This window comes from Fictibacillus gelatini DSM 15865, assembly GCF_000430745.1.
GTDB lineage: Bacteria > Bacillota > Bacilli > Bacillales > Fictibacillaceae > Fictibacillus_A > Fictibacillus_A gelatini.
The window spans coordinates 151,364-169,799 of sequence record NZ_AUMP01000005.1 but is presented as its reverse complement, the minus strand read 5'-3'; the positions used below and the strand labels follow the sequence as shown (position 1 = coordinate 169,799).

The window sequence follows — 18,436 nt, the reverse complement described above, 5'->3', positions numbered from 1 at the left end:
GTGCCAATGACTTCTTCTTTATTGGCCGGGTTGATGGAAACGATCTTTTCGTCGGTCGTGATGCGCTCTGAACCGATCACGAGCGGAAAGTCCTGTCCTAATTGCGAGTTAACAAGCTTTAACGCTTCTTCAAAGGCTGATTTATTTTCCGAAATACTAAAATCCGTAAATGGTTCGTGCGTATATGGAACTGTCATAAGTGTATACCTCCAAATTGTTTTTTCACCAATAAAACTAATGCAAGTTTAATGCCAAAATCAAAAATAACCCGGTAGAAATAGATTTAAGGAATTGCATGCAAAATAAATTTGCACTCAATCTCTTATTTTTGCATAGCACAGGCAAAATAAATTGGCAGTTATCCTCCTAAAACGAAGGTTCGGTTACGAAAAATTATTTCAATGAAAGAAGGTTTTTTCATACATCTTCTATTGTAGGAGAAACTAAAATGGTGTATAAATGATTTATTCAAATTTAATCATGATCCAGGAGTTTGATTATGTATAGTAAAATAAAACGGCTTTTAATCGGTAAACCATTAAAGTCCAATGAATTGCACGATCAAAAACTGAATAAATTAAAGGCGCTCGCCATTCTTTCTTCGGATGCCTTATCTTCAGTGGCCTACGGTCCTGAACAAATTTTGATTGTTCTGGCTACCGTCAGTGCTATCGCATTTTGGTATTCGTTACCGATTGCCATTGGTGTTCTTATTTTATTAGCCGCGCTCATTTTATCGTATCGCCAAATTATTTACTCTTACCCTCATGGCGGCGGCGCGTATATGGTCGCTAAAGAAAATTTAGGGATGAACTTTGGCCTCATCGCCGGAGGATCACTATTAGTCGATTATATATTAACGGTTGCAGTTAGCGTTTCAGCCGGTACGGATGCGATTACGTCGGCTTTTCCAACACTTCATCCATACAGTGTGATTATTGCGGTTTGCATCGTCATTATCATTACCCTTCTTAATTTAAGAGGATTGACCGAATCAGCAACCGTCCTGGCTTATCCCGTTTACTTGTTTGTGATTGCACTTGCAATTTTAATTATTGCCGGCATTTATCAAGTAGCAACCGGACATGCCCCGGCTCATGCGCACACTGCGGTAGGAACGCCGGTTGCGGGTGTCGGTTTATTCCTTTTATTAAAGGCTTTTAGTTCAGGCTGTTCGGCATTAACCGGGGTAGAGGCGGTTTCGAACGCCATTCCAAACTTTAAAGACCCCGCTCCGAAAAATGCGGCGGCAACGCTAGTCATGATGGGTTGCATTTTAGCGTTTCTATTTTCCGGAATTGTCTTTTTAGCCTATTGGTATGGCATTGCGCCTTCCGCAAAAGAAACAGTCATGTCTCAGCTTGGCGCCTCGATCTTTGGACGAAATATTTTCTATTATTTCATCCAGGCAACGACTGCCCTGATTTTAGTGCTGGCCGCTAACACCGGCTTTTCAGCATTTCCATTGCTTTCGTTTAATCTCGCGAAAGATAAATTTATGCCAAGGCCGTTTACGGTAAGAGGCGATCGCTTAGGTTATTCGAACGGAATTATTACATTAGGTGTAGCATCCATAATTCTTATTCTCATTTTTAAAGGAAACACCGAAAATCTTATTCCTTTATATGCCGTTGGGGTGTTTATTCCGTTCTCGTTGTCTCAAACCGGGATGATTCTGAAATGGATCCGTGAAAAACCGTCTGGCTGGATGGTCAAATTAGCGGCGAATCTTTCCGGAGCCTTAATTTGTTATTTAATATTAATCATCTTTTTTGTTACAAAGTTTAGCAAAGTGTGGATCGCCCTTATTTTTATTCCGCTTGTCGTTTTCATCTTCCACAAAATTCACGAACATTATATAGCGGTTGGCGATCAATTAAGGGTCGATTTATCGAAAAAGCTAAAAGATACACCGATTAATGAAAATGTAGTGATCGTACCAGTCGCTGGCATTACAAAAGTCGTCGCACAATCATTAAACTATGCGAAATCATTATCGGATAATGTCATTGCCGTTTATGTCGGGCAAAGTCCTGAAGCGATCGAAAAAATGGAGAAAGAATGGGAACAATGGGATACAGGAGTGCGGCTTGTAACCTTGCATTCCCTTTACCGAAGCATCCTTACTCCTTTAAGCAAGTTTATTGATACGGTCCAATATAAAACCGAACAAACAGGAGTAAAAACCGCGATTACCGTTGTCATGCCGCAATTTTATACCAAACGGTGGTGGCAAAGCTTCCTCCACAATCAATCAGGACTGTTAATCCGTGCCTATTTGGTCCGCACGAAAGACATCGTCATCGCAACCGTTCCTTATCGGTTTAAAAAGTAAAAAAGCGCCGTTGTGGCGCTTTTTTATTTTTCTTTCATACATAAGATCCCTCTGGAATTATAGAAGAACAAAATGCTTCATATCTTTGTTCGAAGTTAAGTTTTCTTTAATTTTTCGCATTACTTTCGGAAACATATTAGGGCTTCAGACAATAAAGCAAAGATTTCCGACAATAAGTGAGTTCAAACGGACAATAAATTGCTTTTATCGGACAAATAAAATTAGTATTATTTGCATTTATTGTCCGAAACGTAAGGGTTATTATCCAAAAAGGAGTACTTATTATCCGAATATCATAAGTTACTGTCCAAATTAGAGCACTTACTATTTTCCAAGGACAAAATAATGTAATACATTTGGATAAATCATGGTTTGTCAGTATCGCGAATTGCTGAATCCCGTTATTCAGTGTAAAAAAACTGACAAAAGCGTTTAACTTTTGTCAGCTTTTTCGTTTCATTATAGTTTTGTCCGTAAATCCCATAGTTCAGGGAAGAAGCGGTGGTCGAGGACCTTTTTCAAATATTTCACACCGGATGATCCTCCGGTTCCCATTTTAAATCCGATAATTCGTTCGACCGTTTTCATATGACGGAAACGCCATTGCTGCAGCCAGTCTTCCAGATCGACAAGCTTCTCTGCTAATTGATACAAATCCCAGTACGTATCAACATCGCGGTAAACAGCAAGCCATGCCGCTTCAACTGAAGGGTCTCCTTCATAAGGTTCCGTCACGTCCCGGTTTAAGACATCCGGGTTAATTGGAAAACCTGCTTTCGCCAATGCCTGGATGGACACATCATAAAGGCTAGGAGCTTGAAGCGCCTCCGTTAGACGTTCATGCAACACCGGATCCTTTTTGTAAATTTCAAGGACGTGGCGCGTCTTATAGCCAAGCGCGAACTCAATCATCCGGTATTGATACGATTGGAATCCTGAAGCCTGGCCTAACTTTTCGCGGAACTCCATATATTCAGAAGGGGTCATCGTTGCCAGAACATCCCATGCTTCAATAATTTGCGACTGAATTTTCGATACGCGCGCAAGCATTTTAAACGCCGGCTGAAGTTCATCTTTTTGAATGGAAGCGATCGCCGCCCCGACCTCATGCAAGATTAATTTCATCCACAATTCGCTCACTTGATGGATGATGATGAATAACATTTCATCATGGTGCCCGGACAGTCTTTTTTGGCTGTCAAGCAGGCTGTCTAACTGCAAGTACTCCCCATATGTCATTCGATTAATAAAATCGGTATGGATTCCTTTCTCCGCAACTAAATTTTCCTTATGGTGCACGTTTTTTTCCGTCATCGATGCACTTCCTTTCTATTCATCAAACGTTTGTTTAATGTGCTTGTTCCCACCTGTAACTTGCGGCAGGCGCCTATTTTAAGGATCGTTAAGCGACTACCCCTCTTTTATTTTCAAACTTTTTATATTGCTCTTCCATCATAATTTTCTTCAATATTTGTACGGTATGCCATACATCCGCATACGTATTGTAAAGGGCGACAGGCGCAAGGCGAATGCCATTTGGCGCGCGGAAATCAGGAATTACCCCATTTTCTTTTAACGCTTTACAAATTCGCGCAGCCTCGGCATGTTCTAAATAAATATGCCCGCCCCGCCGTTCGTCGTCAAGCGGATTCCCGATCGTAAAGCCCATGCCATCGAGTTCACTCAAGATTAAATCGATCATGTAGCGTGTAATTTGGAGCGATTTTTTTCTTAAGCGCTCGATTCCTGCTTCTTGAAATATTTCAAGCGAACCGATTAGCGGCGCTACGCTTAAAATATGCGGTGTGCCCATCTGGTAAGCCCCCGCATCTTCGGCAGAAGTCAGTACGTGCTCCATGTCGAATTGTTTATCTTTCCGGGAGCTGAACCAGCCGGCAAGCCCCGGCGTGCGGTTAAAATGCTTCCGGTTTACATAAAGGCCGGCTACGCTGCCCGGGCCGGCGCTTAAATATTTGTAATTGCACCAGAACGCAAAGTCAACGTCCCATTCCTTAAAGTCGTGCGGGATCGCGCCGATTGAATGGCATAAATCAAATCCAATAAGAATGCCGCGCTTATGGGCTTCTTCCGTCAGGCGCTTCATATTTAAAATTTGTCCGCTCCGGTATAAGACACTCGGCAGGACGATAAGGGCAATATCATCCGTCATTGCATTGATTACGTCATCCTCGTCAATCGTCCGTCCATCGCGGCTTTTCACCTGAACTAACTGCTCATCCGGGTTCAGGCCTTTTAGTTGAATCTGGCTCTGTAAGGCATAAATATCGGTTGGAAACGTCAATTCATCTGCTAAAATTTTCGTCCGCTTCCCGACTGGCTCATAAAACGTCGCCACCAATTGATGGAGGTTGACTGTCGTGGAACCGGTTACAATCACTTCTTCAGGCAGAGCACCGATGAGTGGAGCCATTAAACTCCCTAATTGTTCCGACAAGTAGAACCATGGATGTTCTCCTTCCGTCCATCCATCAATGCCGAACTGCTTCCAAGAATCAAGTAGCTTAAGCAGAGAAGCTTCCGCCCGTTTTGACATTAAACCGAGTGAATTCCCATCAAGATAAATCGTTCCTTCTTTTACATAAAACTCATTTCGGAATGAAGCTAACTCGTCCTGTAGGTCTAATTGAAGCGCATGTTCATAAGACGAATCAAACGTTTTCACATCCATTGCAGTCCCTCCGTTCGAATTTTCAGTAAGGTCTAAATTCACTATACTACGGAAACTGACATCATGTCAATGACATCATATCATTGACTATGGATCATCATTTTTTTACAATAAATAAAAATAAGGGCGGAGGAATTTCAATGGAGAAAGAGCTTTCAACACGCAAGTTGCGTTCGATGCAAACGAGAGAGAATTTGTTAGAAGCCGGCCGCGACATATTTCTGGCGGAAGGATTTCAAAAAACAACGATTTCCCAGATCATTAAAAAAGCCAATACCGGTTATGGCACGGCATATGTTCATTTTAAAAATAAAGACGATATTTTCATTGAATTAATGGAAGATGTCATGAACAAGTTTTATGGAATTGCCGAACTGTCTTTCGAGCCTCAAACAGGCGAGGAAGCCTATCAATTGATCGAACATCAAGTAGGGCGTTTTTTAGAAATGGCAAATGAAGAACGGCGGATGATGCAGGTCATTGAAGAAGCGATTAGAGCATCGGATGATGTCAGACTGAGGTGGCAAACCATTCGCGAACGGTTTATCGAGCGCATTGCGCAGGACATTACCTATTCTCAAAAAATCGGGTTGGCCCGTACTGATGTTGACAGCCATTTAGCGGCCCGTGGTTGGTTTTATGCCAATGAAATGTACTTATGGGATATCGTTCGAAATGAGCACGGATATTCCGTCAAAGACATTGCCCATCACCTAACAGCGATGTACACTGGCGGGCTTTATAAGAGGTGAGGGATTCGAATAAATTAGTAAAACCCGGCAAACACCGGGTTTTTATTTTATGCCGTTGTCTTCTCTTTTTCTTTGTTCTTTTCTTTTTTGCCGCTGAACTTTCCGATAACGACAACAAGGATCGCTAAGGCAATCGGTATGACATAATGCCCGATTGGAAATACCGTTTCAATATAGTGCCCGACCGCTTTGTCGCCTAATGCCATTTCACCGGCCGTGTAACCGAGCAAAGCGGCTCCTAAAATAACAATAATCGGAAAACGGTGCATCAAGTTCATCAACAGTTGGCTCGCCCAAATAATTAACGGAATGCTAACGGCTAGCCCAATTCCGATAAGCCAGAGGTTGCCTTCTGCCGCGCCGGCGATTGCGACCACATTATCTAAACTCATAACCAGGTCGGCAATGATAATCGTTTTAACGGCAGCAGCAATCGTTGAGCCGCCTTTTAAATCTTCATCCCCTTCATCCCCTTTAAGCAGGTGAATCGCAATCCAGACGAGCAATACCCCGCCAATTAACTGAAGGAACGGTATGTTGAGCAACCATACAACGACAAATGTGAGAATGACGCGTAAAAGAATGGCGCCGAAGCTTCCCAGAAATACGGCTTTTTTCCGCTGGTTGATAGGAAGGTTTCGGCATGCGAGCGCAATGACAACTGCATTGTCGCCGCTCAATACAATATTAATTAAAATGATTTTAAGAAGGCCAACAAAAAAATCCCCATCCATAATGCAACACCCCTGAAAAAAATAGTAGAGAAAAAAATAAAAGACTTTTGCTTTTTTACACAGGAAAGATACGTCTCCTCTGTAAAAAAGCAAAAGTCTCGCATAGTAAAGTCATATGATGACGGTACTTACAAAGCCGGGAACCAGATGGTTTCCGAATTGACGACTTTGTATCAAGAACCAGACGATTCTTGCCGCTACTCCCCTTTGCATATTTAATTTGTCTTTACAAATTAGAAATTATACCATAAGAATACTCCTAAATGCCAATTTTGTCTATAATTAATTTTTAAAACACGCCTGGATGCTTATTCCTGCTTTCATAAGGGCTTGATGGATGTTTCGTGCAAATTCGAGTGCATGAACACCGTCTCCATGAATGCAAATCGTGTCCGCCTGAATTTCGACGTCAGTCCCTTGCAATGAGCGGACGCGGCCTTCTTTAATCATTCGAATTACCTGGCTCACAGCCTGTTCTTCATCGATAATAAGCGCATCTTTTTGCCTCCTCGGTGTAAGCGTTCCGTCCATTTGATATGTACGATCAGCAAACACTTCATTGGCCGTGCGAAGCCCGACCTTTTCTCCAGCGCGAACAAGCTCGCTTCCGGATAGCCCGAATAAAACCAGCTCCGGATTGACGTTGTAGACGGCCCTGGCGATTGCTTCTGCAAGTTCCGGGCTTTTCGCGGCCATATTGTATAATGCCCCGTGCGGTTTTACATGGCGCATCTTTCCGCCTTCTGCCTGAACAAAAGCATGTAAAGCCCCAATCTGGTAGACAACAAGACAATACGCTTCATCTGGGGAAATATCCATATTTCTGCGCCCAAAACCGGTCAAATCCGGAAGCCCGGGGTGTGCCCCGATCGCCACACCTTTTTCAAGCGCCATTTTCACGGTTTTTTTCATCGTGGCCGGATCTCCCGCATGAAAACCACAGGCAATATTCGCAGACGTTACAAAGTCTAATAGGTCGTGATCGTTCCCTTTTTGATAAGGACCGAAACTTTCACCCATATCGCAATTCAAATCCACTTTAAACACGCTTAAAGCCTCCCGTCTTCATTAATTTAATGCTGCATTTCAGCTGATTGATCGCTCTTTCTCTTAAGAGAAGCGCGTGCTGGGCTTCCTTTACTGTTATGTTTTGAAAACGGAGCGTATCACCCGGCTTTTTCTGGGCGAGAATCGGAAGGTCAATTGTCGCCACATAGCCGATTTTCGGATAGCCACCCGTTGTTTGCCTGTCCGCTAAAAGAATGATGGGGCTTCCTCCGGGCGGAACCTGGATCGTTCCCGCTGATACAGCTTCTGAAATTTGCTCTTTCGGCTTTTTTAATTGCAAATCCGGACCGGAAAGCCTGTATCCCATTCGGTCGGACTGGGGGGCAATTTGAAACTCATCTTCATAAAAACGTGTTTGGCTTTCTTCCGTAAAGTCTTTAAATTCCGGACCACCAATCGTTCTGACGGATCGGTTTTCATACGAAGGAATGGCATTTTCGCCAATCGACCAGCTGACTGTCGAGAAAGGGGCGTCTCCTTTTTTATCGAGGCTGAAACAATCTGCATTCGTTTTTCCTATTGGAATCCGGTCACCGGCCTTTAATGCTCGCCCTTCCAATCCTCCCAGCTTTGCCCGGACATACGTGCTCCGGCTTCCCATAACAATAGGCACATCGATTCCACCGGCAATCGCAACATATGCGCGGCACCCTTTTTGGGCATGACCGAACGCTAGCACACTTCCTGCCTTCACCCATACGGGACGCCACGATGGCACCGGCTTGCCGCTTATTTTCGGGGATAAATCACCGCCGCTGATGGCGATAAGGTGGTCTTCATGAAATAGAAGCTTCGGCCCGATAAGTGTTGCCTCAATTACTGCCGCCCCTTCTTCATTGCCGACAAGCAAATTGCCCATTCTTAAAGCAAAAGGATCCATCGCACCGCCGACAACAACGCCATGCTTTTGGTAGCCGTTTCTTCCTGAGTCTTGAATCGTTGTCGATAAGCCGGGCTGGAGTATTTCAATGCTCATCTAGTCGCCCACCTCCAAGCGTTCAAATTCTTCACGTGAAATCGGCTGAAACCGGACGACATCACCCGCACGCAATAGACTTGGCTGATCTTCTTCCGGGCGGAATAATTTTATAGGTGTTTTCCCAATGAGCTGCCAACCGCCAGGACTTTCAATCGGATAGACGCCTGTTTGTTTTCCGCCAATTCCAACACTGCCAACAGGAATAGAAACTCTCGGAGACGGACGCCTCGGGACAGCGAGACGTTCATCCATCCCCCCTAAATAAGGGAACCCGGGTGCAAATCCAATCATATAGACCATGTATTCCGTTCCGGAGTGGATTCTGACCACCTCTTCTGGCGTTAACCCGGCATGGTTTGCAACTTCTTTTAAATCCGGGCCGAACTTCCCGCCATAGCAAACCGGAATGTCAACCACTCGTGATTCGCTTTGCTTTCTGGTTGAAAGTTTAGATAGAATTTGTTTCAACGTTTTCACAACAGCTTCATAAGGAAATTCATTTATTGACTGATTGTAAATCTTGATCGGGTCATAAAAAACGGCCACCGTCGTAAAACCCGGCACATATTCGGTCATTCCGTCAAAAGGGTGTTCTTCTAGATAGGCGGATAAGGCCGTTACTTTCTCAAGCGTCTTACGGTCAATTTCTTCTCCCATATTGACGATCATGCCGGAATCCCCGAGCGGAGAAAATTCGTAGTGCTCCATTTTTTGACCCTCCTTTTTTGTTCTATATGCTTTCATCATCGCTTTGGAAAATAAAAAACGATGGTTGGAAAATAAATCAGCATGATCGGAAAGTAAATTTCAATGTTTGGAAAATAAATCATGATTTTCGGACAATAAACGGCTTCCCAGACTAAAACTTATGCTTCATTCAGGCGATTCAGAGCCAAAAATGTGTCAGCTTTTAAATTTTAACTTTATTTTCGAACAATTTCAGTGAGTTTGCCCTCCGATTTCAACAATATCACGCTCATATGTTACAGCAGCTCGAATCGCGGCCTTTAGCCCTTTTACGATCGTCTCCAGCGCCATGCTTGGCTGCCCCGGATGGTGCACTGCCTGCTCGGGCAATAGCGGGATATGGATAAAACCGCCGCGAATCGGATGTTTTGCCTTTGCGACATAATCCATTAACCCATAAAAAAGATGGTTGCAGACAAATGTGCCCGCCGTTTGAGAGACAGAAGCCGGGACGCCCTGCTTCTTCATTTCTTTGACCATTGCTTTAATTGGCAATGTGGACCAATATCCGACAGGCCCGCCTTCTACAACTGGCGTATCGATCGGCTGATTGCCTTCATTATCTGGAATCCGGGCGTCATTTACATTGATGGCCACACGTTCGACTGTAAGGTCAGGGCGGCCACCTGCCTGTCCAACACAAATGACAATATCCGGATTTGTTTCTTCAATGGATTTATACAAAACATCAAGCGATTTTACGAAAACAGTCGGTATTTCCCGCACCTCGATTTTATACTCTTCTGCGAAAGACCCTTCTAATTGTTTTACCGCTTCTAAAGCCGGATTAACCGGTTCTCCGCCAAACGGATCGAATCCTGTCACTAAAACTGTCTTCATCGTGAATGCCCCTTTCAATCCGAATCCAAATAGGTTTTCCGCCATCCGAGCCGTACAGAAACTTCTTCCGCCGCTCTTTTTACCTGGCGAACCAATTCAGGAATCCGTTCGTCGTTCAATCGGGATTCGGGGCCGGCAATGCTGAGCCCTGCAGCGAGGCGGCCCGTATGGTCAAATACGGGAGCAGCAATCGCGACGGTATCATTCTCTAATTCTGAATAGCTGATCGTATACCCTTCTTCTCTAGCATCCTGTAATACTTGCTGCAATCTTTTTTTATCCGTAATCGTCCCGGCACCGACCGGCTTTAGCTCCGTCTCGTTTAAATAGGTTTCACGCTCTTTTCTTTCAGAAAAAGCGAGGATGATTCTCGAGCACGCTCCAGCATATAAAGGCGACCTTCTTCCGATTTTCGTATAAAGGCGAACAGGGTGCGGAGTGTCTACCTTTTCAATGTACATCGCCTCGGTTCCGTCTTTGACGATTAAGTTGACCGCTTCCTGCACCTCATCACGCAATTTTTTCATGACGGGCAAGGCGATTTGCCGGATATCCAAACGATCGGCAACTAATTGGCCAAACTGTAAAAACAATAATCCAAGTGAATAGTTTCCATCTTCATCTTTTTGCAATAATCCCATGCTCTCTAGCGAACCCGCCATTCGATGAACGGACGTTTTCGGCATGCCGGACAATTCAACCATTTCATTGAGATTCAATGTTGCGTGGCGAACGAAAAGATTGAGCAGGTCCATCGATTTAACGACCGTTTTGTTTTTATTTTGCATCTTGCATTCTCCCAATAGCCTGAAATTTTATAGTGAAAATAAATACATTAAGACAATATTGACTCCTAAAATAATGAGCGCAGTCGGAGTTTGAACTTTTATCACCCGGTTTTTATCCTTTAAATCAAGCAATGCCGCCGGAACGATGTTAAAATTTGCGGCCATCGGCGTCATCAATGTCCCACAATAACCGGCAAACATCCCGATTGCGGCTACATGGTTGGCGTTAACCCCGAATTGATGGATCAAAAGAGGAATCGCAATTCCCGCTGTCATGACTGGAAAAGCCGCAAAGGCGTTGCCCATGATCATCGTAAATAGCGCCATTCCAATACAATACGCAAACACGACCCAGAAAAGGGAGTGAGTCGGAATAACGTGGCCTACTAGCTTTGAAACAACTGTGCCGACCCCGGCGCTGGCAAATATCGTTCCCAATGTCGCGAGCATTTGCGGAAGGACAGCGGCCCAACCGATTGACTCTAATAGACGTCTCGATTCTTTAATCGCAACAGCCGGCTTGCTCTTTGTCATCAGCAGACCGACGATCAGCGCCACAACCGTTGCCGCACCTAACGAAACTAATGTCAAATTCTTCTGGTCAAATAAAAAGGTTCCGTATACTTTCACCCCTTTTAATCCTGTCGTTCCCGCAACGGTTAAAATCGGAATCAACAATGCAGGGACAAACAGCCATTTCCCCAGACGTTTTTGATTTTGCTTTCTTTCCTCAAGGCTCGCTTCACCGTAACTTCCCTTGCCTAATCCTCCAAATCCGACAAGCACTACTAGAACGATGGCGAGAAGCCCCATATAAAACGATGGAATGACCTTTCCAAGTAAAAGCGATATCCCGTATAGCAAATAGAATAGCCCGGATGTGAGGCGACGCGGATTGTTCCGGTCAAAGAACGTGTAAATGCTGCCCGCTATGGCAATGATCCCTAAAAATATATAAACAAGTTCAATTGAAATAAACAACGGTTACGCCTCCTTCTTTTTCGAAACTTCAGCGTTATCAATGTTGCGAAGTTTCCGGTCTAATGAACGGTCAAGCAGGAACAAGCGTATGAAATGCACAATAAGGGCGCAAATCGCGGTAGGAATGGCCCATAATGCCATTTTCAACGGATCAGACGTAATGTGGTTTTGCGCAAAGAATCCTTGCATTAACAAAATCGCGCCAACTGCGACAAAGACATCCTCTCCGAAAAATACGCCGATATTGTCCGCAGCAGCGGCATGCGCGCGAATGGTTTCCTTCACATCTTCAGGCACTTTTTTATACTTTGCTTCCGCGGCTCCCTCTGCCATCGGAGCGATGAGCGGGCAAACCATCTGGGCATGGCCGCCGATGGAAGTAAGGCCGAATGCAGCCGCTACTTCACGAATGAAAAAATAGAGCATAAGAATGCGTCCGGCCGTTGCCGCCTTGATTTTGGAAACGACTGATTCCGCCTGTTCACGCAATCCGAATCGTTCAAGCAGCCCGATCACCGGCAGCGTGGCAATAAAGACGGCCATATAGCGGTTGACCGTAAATGCTTCACCAAACTGCGAAATGATTTCGTATAACGATTGATGAGCGACAAGCCCTGTCACAAGCCCAGCCACTGTTACAACCAATAGCGGGTTTAAGCGAATAATGAAGCCAATAATGACAATTGCAACCCCGATAAGTACCATGGTATCTTCAACTCCTCTGAAAGTTTTACCCGACGGCTTAAGAAGATGCCGTCCATTTTACAAAGGGCGAATCCGCTCAAGACCAATCCGCACCGCTTTGTTTTTTAATTGATCACACCGGACTTGAATCCGTACGTCCCTTTCCTTTACCCAATCAATAATCGCCTGATGGACGACATGGTGAGCATGCCTGCATGCATTCAATTCCTTGCCATAAACAGTTTCATCGTTCACTTCCGTCATTAAATCGGCCGTCACCCATTCGCCAAAGCGTTCAATCAAATCATGAGAATGTTTATTGACCGGGCTTCTTCGTGTATAGGCAATGCTGCCGTTTGATAATTCAACGGGAAAATGTTGTTCATCAAAATGATTTCCCCATCGTCTATACGTGCTTAACCACTGTGCATTGCCTTTAGCGACCTCATCATCTTCATCCAGCCTTTTTGTAAGGAAGGAGCGAAGAGAATGATAAGCATCGTGATGTCGGGCCGAGGCGCCCTCGAGCTCGCGCCATATCGTGTACATGCGAGCGCTTGGAATCCAATAGGAAACCGGAAACCTCGGCGGGCTATTGTATCCACTGAAAGGCTGGATCCATTCGTGCGATGGAACGCCGTGATCGTCGAGCACCACGTCGGGTCTTGCGCGCTCCCACACTTTCTCATAGACCCTCGCTTCACCAAACGGGCTATCGACCTGGAAGCGGTACTTCGCAAACTCTAAGCCGCACGCATTGTACCTTGCCGCATGAAGTTTCCAACAAGGGTGTTCGTTCGCCATTTCCGCATGTAAGGCGGCTCCATCGACATTTTCAAGCGGAACGATCACGAGGTTGAGCCGATTTAAAATGCCGTCGTTGCCAGCCACTTGATCAATTAATTGAATAGCCGCGTTCGTGCTTGAAACTTCATTGGCGTGATGCCTTTCGTTAATAAAAAATGTCGGTTTATACAGGCTATGTTTCATAAAAGAAGAGATGGCATTTCTATTTCTTCCTTGCGAATAGAGCTCAACAAGCCAAATCCATCGGCCGTTAAAAGAAAAATCAATCGGCGCCACCTGTCCGGGAATAGCCTCTTTTCGTGCTGCAAGCCACCGCTCAACGTCTTCATTGACAAAAACATCGTCGAGGGCTGATTTTTCCTCTCCTCTATCGCAAGTAATCGCTCCTCCCTCCGTTGAAACAGCCGCATCTTTTAACCACTCCGCACATTGTTCTTCGTATGGTTCCATAAAGCCATCAAATTCGAATTCAATGCGGCCGCGTTTTTTCGTCAATCCGATGATTCTTGCTTTTTGAATCGAAGGCGAAAGGGGGCGCAACCATTTTTCTTTACCGTTTTCATCTATAACCGCTACGTGATGGTCGGCTGGCATGGCATACAACGCCACGCTTGCGTTCGGTGTTCCTCCCGGTTCTTCATGCATAAATGGCAAAATGCCGCCGGGGGCGTCCCACGCAGAATCCCCTACACGTTTCCCATGTTCATGAAAAGCGTGAAGCGTGTAAAAATAAATGTCTTCATGGAGCGCTTCCAATACTGAACTGACTTCCTCCAAATGCGGCAGTTTTTCATCGGCCGCATCCATTCCGACATGGCATTCAAGCCGTGAAAACTTCGGAACCCCTTCATTTGCCCCTAGACGGGCAATAACTTCCGGCAAGACATCATGCTGATACCAGAACCAAAATCGATAAGGGTTTGTTTTGAATGATTTGCTGGCGATCTCATTATTTTCGCCCTTTTTATATATGCGGCAGCCCGCAAACGGGATCATTACATTCCCTCGCTCTGGTTGATTCGGCATATACGGAAGGCTTCGCACCCATCCTTCCCAGCTCCAGGAACCTAATTCTTTCCCTTCCTCATCTTTTATGGCAATGGAAAACATCGGAGCGGATTCGTCATCTAGTTGAAGGCAGATTCGGTCAATTGGCAATTGAAGTTCGGAAGCCAATATCGCATCAATCGGATACAGCTCTTGCAAAAACCGATGGACAAGATCAAGATGCTTTTGTGCCGGTTTAAAGGCACGCGCTTTAACATTTACAGTGCCAATCCCTTCTTTCTGCTTTAGCTCCGGCAGCACTTCATGCATTGCCCAATCGAGGCCGGACTTGTTCGCATCTCTCCGGATGAATGTTGCCTGAATTCCATATTGATCGAGAATGGCAGCTTTGAACGGTTCAGCCCACTTTTCAAACGTGGAAGGGCTTATCGTTGTCGTCACTTCAATCGTTGTCTCCATCTCTTGTTCCGCATCCATTTCAAGATTGCCCAGCGCCTCATCGATAAACGTCTCGATCTCCGCTAATTCCCCTTTATCTTCCCACTGTGCGGTCCAGATCGGTTTTTCTTCAATCATCGAATAACCGAATCGTCCTTTCGGCAGCCAGCGATTCCATAACTCAGAAGGATTGGCAAGATGCTCAGGGATGACAACTCGCTGAATTTTGCGCTGTGTTATTTCGGCAAATGCCTGCATCCCTAGCTCGGCTCTCGCACGAACATCGGGACTTGGGCTTTGCAGAGCAGAAAATCGATGCCGCCACGTGTCTTCCAATATGATATCAAGAGGAGAAAACCATTCTCTAATCAACTCTCTAACCGTTTCAATCAGATGATTTGAACCGGAACGGATGACAAGTGATGGCGATGGATCGCAAATTAGTTCATATTTCGTTTCATCATGATCCGAATGGATATCGAATGAAATTAAAAATCGGTCAGATCCGTTCGTTTCTTTCGGGCATATTGTCATCGGAAAACAAACATAGCCTGCCGATAAAGCAAGCCGTGCGGCAAGTTCAACAGCAGCAGTGGTTGTCTGTAAATTGGAATCGTTTACATGAAGAGCGGCATTTAAGGTCGGGTAAAGTTCTTTGTCGTTTGTTTCATAAAGCCCCTCCGTTGTAAAAAGATGATGCAATGAATAACCGCGGGCACTGTTGCTCGGTTCATTCTTCATTGGAGGCGGACACTCCGCTTCCTCCGGGAAAAAAATAAAGGAACGTTCCATTTTGCAGTCGAGAAAACTGTCCGTAACAAGTGCCCGTGCCGCTTTTAATGTCATCTCGCCGGAGGTTCCTGTTACAACGACGATCGTGTCATCCTCTGACTTGCTTACATAAAGAATTCCTTGCTCTTGATCTATTTCATCCAGTTGGCGAAGAAGCGGGTGCGACCTCTCTTGTAAAACTTGAGCAAGCCACTCTTGATCATGGCCGACAACGATATACACGTTAGGGTTTGCCCCTTTTTTCTCCAAAGGCTTCTGATCTAATCGATCAAAAATGAAAAGATGGTCGAATATCGGAAGAGTAAGTTCCGCCAAATGAAGGCCGATTCTTCCGGCAATCTCTACCATCGCCGCCGTCTCAAAGCATGTTCGCCTGGAAGGAACAGTGATGCGGGACTGAAGCCCGTTTGGCGCGGCTTGTCCTTCAATTGCAAAAAATAGTCCATTTGTGCTCCATAGCTGTCGAAAATCCATCTAGATCTTCCTTCCTTTATTAGTGTTCCGAAATTCGGAACACTAATTCCGAATTGTTAATTCAATGATAATATTCGAAAAACTAAAAATCAATTACATTCTTTCGGAATTTGCAGAAAAATGTTGGAAAATGAAAAAAGGCAGATTAGCTAATCCACCTTTTCAAAAAAATTTCTTTTTATAATGAACAAGCGCAAGCAACGGCCAGATGTAGTCGTAGCTATGGTAGTGAATGTAAAATGCACCCGCCATTCCCTTTCCTTTCGGATACTGCCTGATCCATTTTTCTTGTCCTTCTCCACCGGCTAAAAAATGGATTCCGCGTTCGATTTCAGGCGTCGTATCCCCTGAGGCGGCAATTAACGCATCAAGTGCCCACGCCGTATGGGTCCTCGTGCTAACTCCTAGTGGAATATATCTTTTTTCAATATCGCTCCTGCAAGATTCCCCCCATCCACCATCCGGATTTTGAGTTTTCTTTAACCATGTAACCGCTTTTTGAATCGATGGGTGATCATGTGGCACACCGACTGCCCGCATTCCCGTGACAGCCGCCCACGTACCGTACAAATAACAAATCCCCCAGCGGCCGAACCATGAACCGTCTTCCCTTTGAGAATCGAGTAGCCACTTTATTCCGCGCTTAATCATTGGATAGTGCCGATTTAAATACGTGCAATCTCCTAAAAAGCCCAGCGTCCTTCCCGTTAAATCGGGTGTTGATGGATCAATCAATATATCCTGTCCTTCTTCAATTGGCAGCAATGTAAGAAACTCTTTATCTACATTTCTCTCAAAAGCCGGCCAGCCGCCGTCACTGTTTTGCATCGAGAGCACCCAGTCCATTCCCCTCTCCCATGCCCGCCGATAAATGGCATTCTCCGGCGCTAATCGGCGAATCGCTCTTAATGCGGCGGTCGAGTCATCGACATCAGGATTGATCGTATTCATGTCGGAAAATCCCCAGCCCCCCGGCTTCGCATGAGGATTGTGTACGGCCCAGTCCCCATATTTATTCTGCTGCCGGGAAAGAATATATTGATTTGCCTTTTGAATGACCTTTGTTGAAGGAGAAAGGCCCGCTTCTTGAAGCGCATAGCTAATTAACGTTGTATTCCATACGTTTGCCGTCGTGTATTGCGCATGAAGGTTGCCACCAATTTGGCAAATCATCGATTTTAAGCCTTGAACAGCACGGCGGATAATCGGGTCTGTTTTCGCATATCCCCGGGCAAGTAAAGCAAAAATCATTAAAAACGTTGCACTAAAAAAGCATTCGAACGTTCCATCGGGCTCAATTCGTTTAAGCATGTACTCTTCGGTCCGTTTTAAAGCGGCTTCATGCGATTGATCGGGATCAACGATGCTTTGAATCCCATGTTTGATTAAATTCAAAACGGAGTGCCATTCCAAATTTTGATCGTCATTTAATCCGAAGTCCCCAAAAAAGGCCCGATTTTGCCCTATAAACAAATCAGACAAATCCGGCGATTGTTCAGACTTAATGCTGTACTTATAGTCGGCAAGAATAAGAATGGGGGCAAAGTTCGCTCTCCCAAAGACGGACAAATCATAGAAATTGACCGGAAATGAAAGTGGCAGAAGCATCACTTCAACGGGAATTGAAAAATAAGCCGGCCATTCATATTGCCCTGTGATCGCCAGCATGATTTTCGTAAATGTATGCGCCTCTTGAATGCCACCTTTTGAAAGAATAAACTGTTTCGCCCGCAGCATTTCAGGTTCATGTCTCTTTCGGTAACCGGAGAACAGAAGGGCATAATATGCTTCCACCGTCGTTGATACGTTCCCATCTCCTTCATCATAAAAAAGCTTCCACGCGCCATTAGATTCCTGTTTTTTTACTATTCGGTTGACTAATGAACGGATTAATTCTTCATCATTGATTTCCAACATCCGAAGCAAAATGATCAAATAACAATCCGAAGAAATTCCTGTCTCAAACGGATAGCCCCATGAACCATCTGGCAATTGATCTTCGTAAAACCGATTCGCAATCCGGTTGATTTCAGCCTCCACTTCTTGCCACAACAGCCAATCACACCTTCCTCAAAAAATGTTCATCTTCATACATATTCCTCTAAAACTATGATCATTCTTGCGATACATATAAACTTTTTTCGGGTGAACCTATAAGCATAATGCTAGTGCCCTTTCAGCTAAGAAAGTTCTTATTTTCAAGAATCCATTTTCGCCTGTAAAAAAATAAAAAAATAGAAGCAAACTTCTCTAGTGTGGTAGTGTGGTGCTATTTTCATGGCATTTGGACAATAAACAGTGGATTTCCGACAATAAATCG

14 protein-coding genes and 1 pseudogene are annotated in these 18,436 nt (G+C 44.8%); 2 read left to right on the top strand and 13 right to left on the bottom strand.

Annotated features, from left to right (window positions below; all coding sequences use genetic code 11):
* Positions 1-197: pseudogene (locus tag H538_RS0109275) on the bottom strand (L-glutamate gamma-semialdehyde dehydrogenase); the annotation flags it as partial.
* A gap of 302 nt (positions 198-499) precedes the next feature.
* Between H538_RS0109275 and H538_RS0109270 the strand changes: the two are divergent.
* Entirely contained in the window at positions 500-2,335 is a 1,836-nt protein-coding gene (locus H538_RS0109270) for an APC family permease (protein WP_026677379.1), read from the top strand.
* Positions 2,336-2,794: 459 nt separating this feature from the next.
* Here H538_RS0109270 and kynA read toward each other — a convergent pair whose 3' ends face one another.
* Together kynA and kynU are read right to left on the bottom strand one after the other, a co-directional pair.
* Complete coding sequence (gene kynA / locus H538_RS0109265) at positions 2,795-3,649, bottom strand: tryptophan 2,3-dioxygenase (RefSeq protein WP_026677378.1); 855 nt, start codon at positions 3,647-3,649, stop codon at positions 2,795-2,797.
* A gap of 88 nt (positions 3,650-3,737) precedes the next feature.
* Positions 3,738-5,024, bottom strand: coding sequence for a kynureninase (gene kynU, locus H538_RS0109260; RefSeq protein WP_026677377.1), 1,287 nt, complete (start codon positions 5,022-5,024; stop codon positions 3,738-3,740).
* A 140-nt stretch (positions 5,025-5,164) separates the two neighbouring features.
* Between kynU and H538_RS0109255 the strand changes: the two genes are divergently transcribed.
* Positions 5,165-5,776: a TetR/AcrR family transcriptional regulator gene (locus H538_RS0109255; protein WP_026677376.1), complete on the top strand. Its 612-nt coding sequence runs from the start codon at positions 5,165-5,167 to the stop codon at positions 5,774-5,776.
* A gap of 47 nt (positions 5,777-5,823) precedes the next feature.
* Here H538_RS0109255 and H538_RS0109250 read toward each other — a convergent pair whose 3' ends face one another.
* The 10 genes from H538_RS0109250 to shc all read right to left on the bottom strand — a co-directional run bounded on the left by H538_RS0109250 (position 5,824) and on the right by shc (position 18,168).
* Entirely contained in the window at positions 5,824-6,510 is a 687-nt protein-coding gene (locus tag H538_RS0109250) for a TerC family protein (protein ID WP_026677375.1), read from the bottom strand.
* 282 nt (positions 6,511-6,792) lie between these two features.
* Positions 6,793-7,557, bottom strand: coding sequence for a 5-oxoprolinase subunit PxpA (gene pxpA / locus H538_RS0109245; protein WP_026677374.1), 765 nt, complete (start codon positions 7,555-7,557; stop codon positions 6,793-6,795).
* On the bottom strand, positions 7,550-8,554 hold the full coding sequence (locus tag H538_RS0109240; protein WP_026677373.1) for a 5-oxoprolinase subunit C family protein: 1,005 nt from the start codon (positions 8,552-8,554) through the stop codon (positions 7,550-7,552). The genes pxpA and H538_RS0109240 overlap by 8 nt, the downstream gene beginning before the upstream one ends.
* On the bottom strand, positions 8,555-9,265 hold the full coding sequence (gene pxpB, locus H538_RS0109235) for a 5-oxoprolinase subunit PxpB (RefSeq protein ID WP_026677372.1): 711 nt from the start codon (positions 9,263-9,265) through the stop codon (positions 8,555-8,557).
* Between the two features lie 231 nt (positions 9,266-9,496).
* Positions 9,497-10,144, bottom strand: coding sequence for a pyroglutamyl-peptidase I (pcp, locus tag H538_RS0109225; RefSeq protein ID WP_026677371.1), 648 nt, complete (start codon positions 10,142-10,144; stop codon positions 9,497-9,499).
* A 14-nt stretch (positions 10,145-10,158) separates the two neighbouring features.
* The gene (locus H538_RS0109220; RefSeq protein ID WP_026677370.1) at positions 10,159-10,932 is read right to left on the bottom strand and encodes an IclR family transcriptional regulator; all 774 of its coding nucleotides are present in this window, start codon (positions 10,930-10,932) and stop codon (positions 10,159-10,161) included.
* 27 nt (positions 10,933-10,959) lie between these two features.
* Positions 10,960-11,913: a DUF979 domain-containing protein gene (locus tag H538_RS0109215; RefSeq protein ID WP_026677369.1), complete on the bottom strand. Its 954-nt coding sequence runs from the start codon at positions 11,911-11,913 to the stop codon at positions 10,960-10,962.
* A 3-nt stretch (positions 11,914-11,916) separates the two neighbouring features.
* Complete coding sequence (locus H538_RS0109210; protein ID WP_026677368.1) at positions 11,917-12,618, bottom strand: DUF969 domain-containing protein; 702 nt, start codon at positions 12,616-12,618, stop codon at positions 11,917-11,919.
* 57 nt (positions 12,619-12,675) lie between these two features.
* A complete protein-coding gene (locus H538_RS0109205) occupies positions 12,676-16,116 on the bottom strand; it encodes a M14 family metallopeptidase (RefSeq protein WP_026677367.1) in 3,441 nt (1,146 codons plus the stop codon).
* Between the two features lie 162 nt (positions 16,117-16,278).
* On the bottom strand, positions 16,279-18,168 hold the full coding sequence (gene shc, locus H538_RS0109200; protein WP_051291407.1) for a squalene--hopene cyclase: 1,890 nt from the start codon (positions 18,166-18,168) through the stop codon (positions 16,279-16,281).
* Positions 18,169-18,436 lie beyond the last annotated feature (268 nt).

Excerpts from the sequence above, each read along its gene's own strand:
- H538_RS0109210 (WP_026677368.1), bottom strand. The coding sequence starts at position 12,618 with ATGGTACTTATCGGGGTTGCAATTGTCATTATTGGCTTCATTATTCGC.
- H538_RS0109250 (WP_026677375.1), bottom strand. The coding sequence starts at position 6,510 with ATGGATGGGGATTTTTTTGTTGGCCTTCTTAAAATCATTTTAATTAAT.
- kynU (WP_026677377.1), bottom strand. The coding sequence starts at position 5,024 with ATGGATGTGAAAACGTTTGATTCGTCTTATGAACATGCGCTTCAATTA.
- H538_RS0109240 (WP_026677373.1), bottom strand. The coding sequence starts at position 8,554 with ATGAGCATTGAAATACTCCAGCCCGGCTTATCGACAACGATTCAAGAC.
- H538_RS0109220 (WP_026677370.1), bottom strand. The coding sequence starts at position 10,932 with ATGCAAAATAAAAACAAAACGGTCGTTAAATCGATGGACCTGCTCAAT.
- H538_RS0109255 (WP_026677376.1), top strand. The coding sequence starts at position 5,165 with ATGGAGAAAGAGCTTTCAACACGCAAGTTGCGTTCGATGCAAACGAGA.
- pxpB (WP_026677372.1), bottom strand. The coding sequence starts at position 9,265 with ATGGAGCACTACGAATTTTCTCCGCTCGGGGATTCCGGCATGATCGTC.
- H538_RS0109270 (WP_026677379.1), top strand. The coding sequence starts at position 500 with ATGTATAGTAAAATAAAACGGCTTTTAATCGGTAAACCATTAAAGTCC.
- pcp (WP_026677371.1), bottom strand. The coding sequence starts at position 10,144 with ATGAAGACAGTTTTAGTGACAGGATTCGATCCGTTTGGCGGAGAACCG.
- kynA (WP_026677378.1), bottom strand. The coding sequence starts at position 3,649 with ATGACGGAAAAAAACGTGCACCATAAGGAAAATTTAGTTGCGGAGAAA.
- H538_RS0109205 (WP_026677367.1), bottom strand. The coding sequence starts at position 16,116 with ATGGATTTTCGACAGCTATGGAGCACAAATGGACTATTTTTTGCAATT.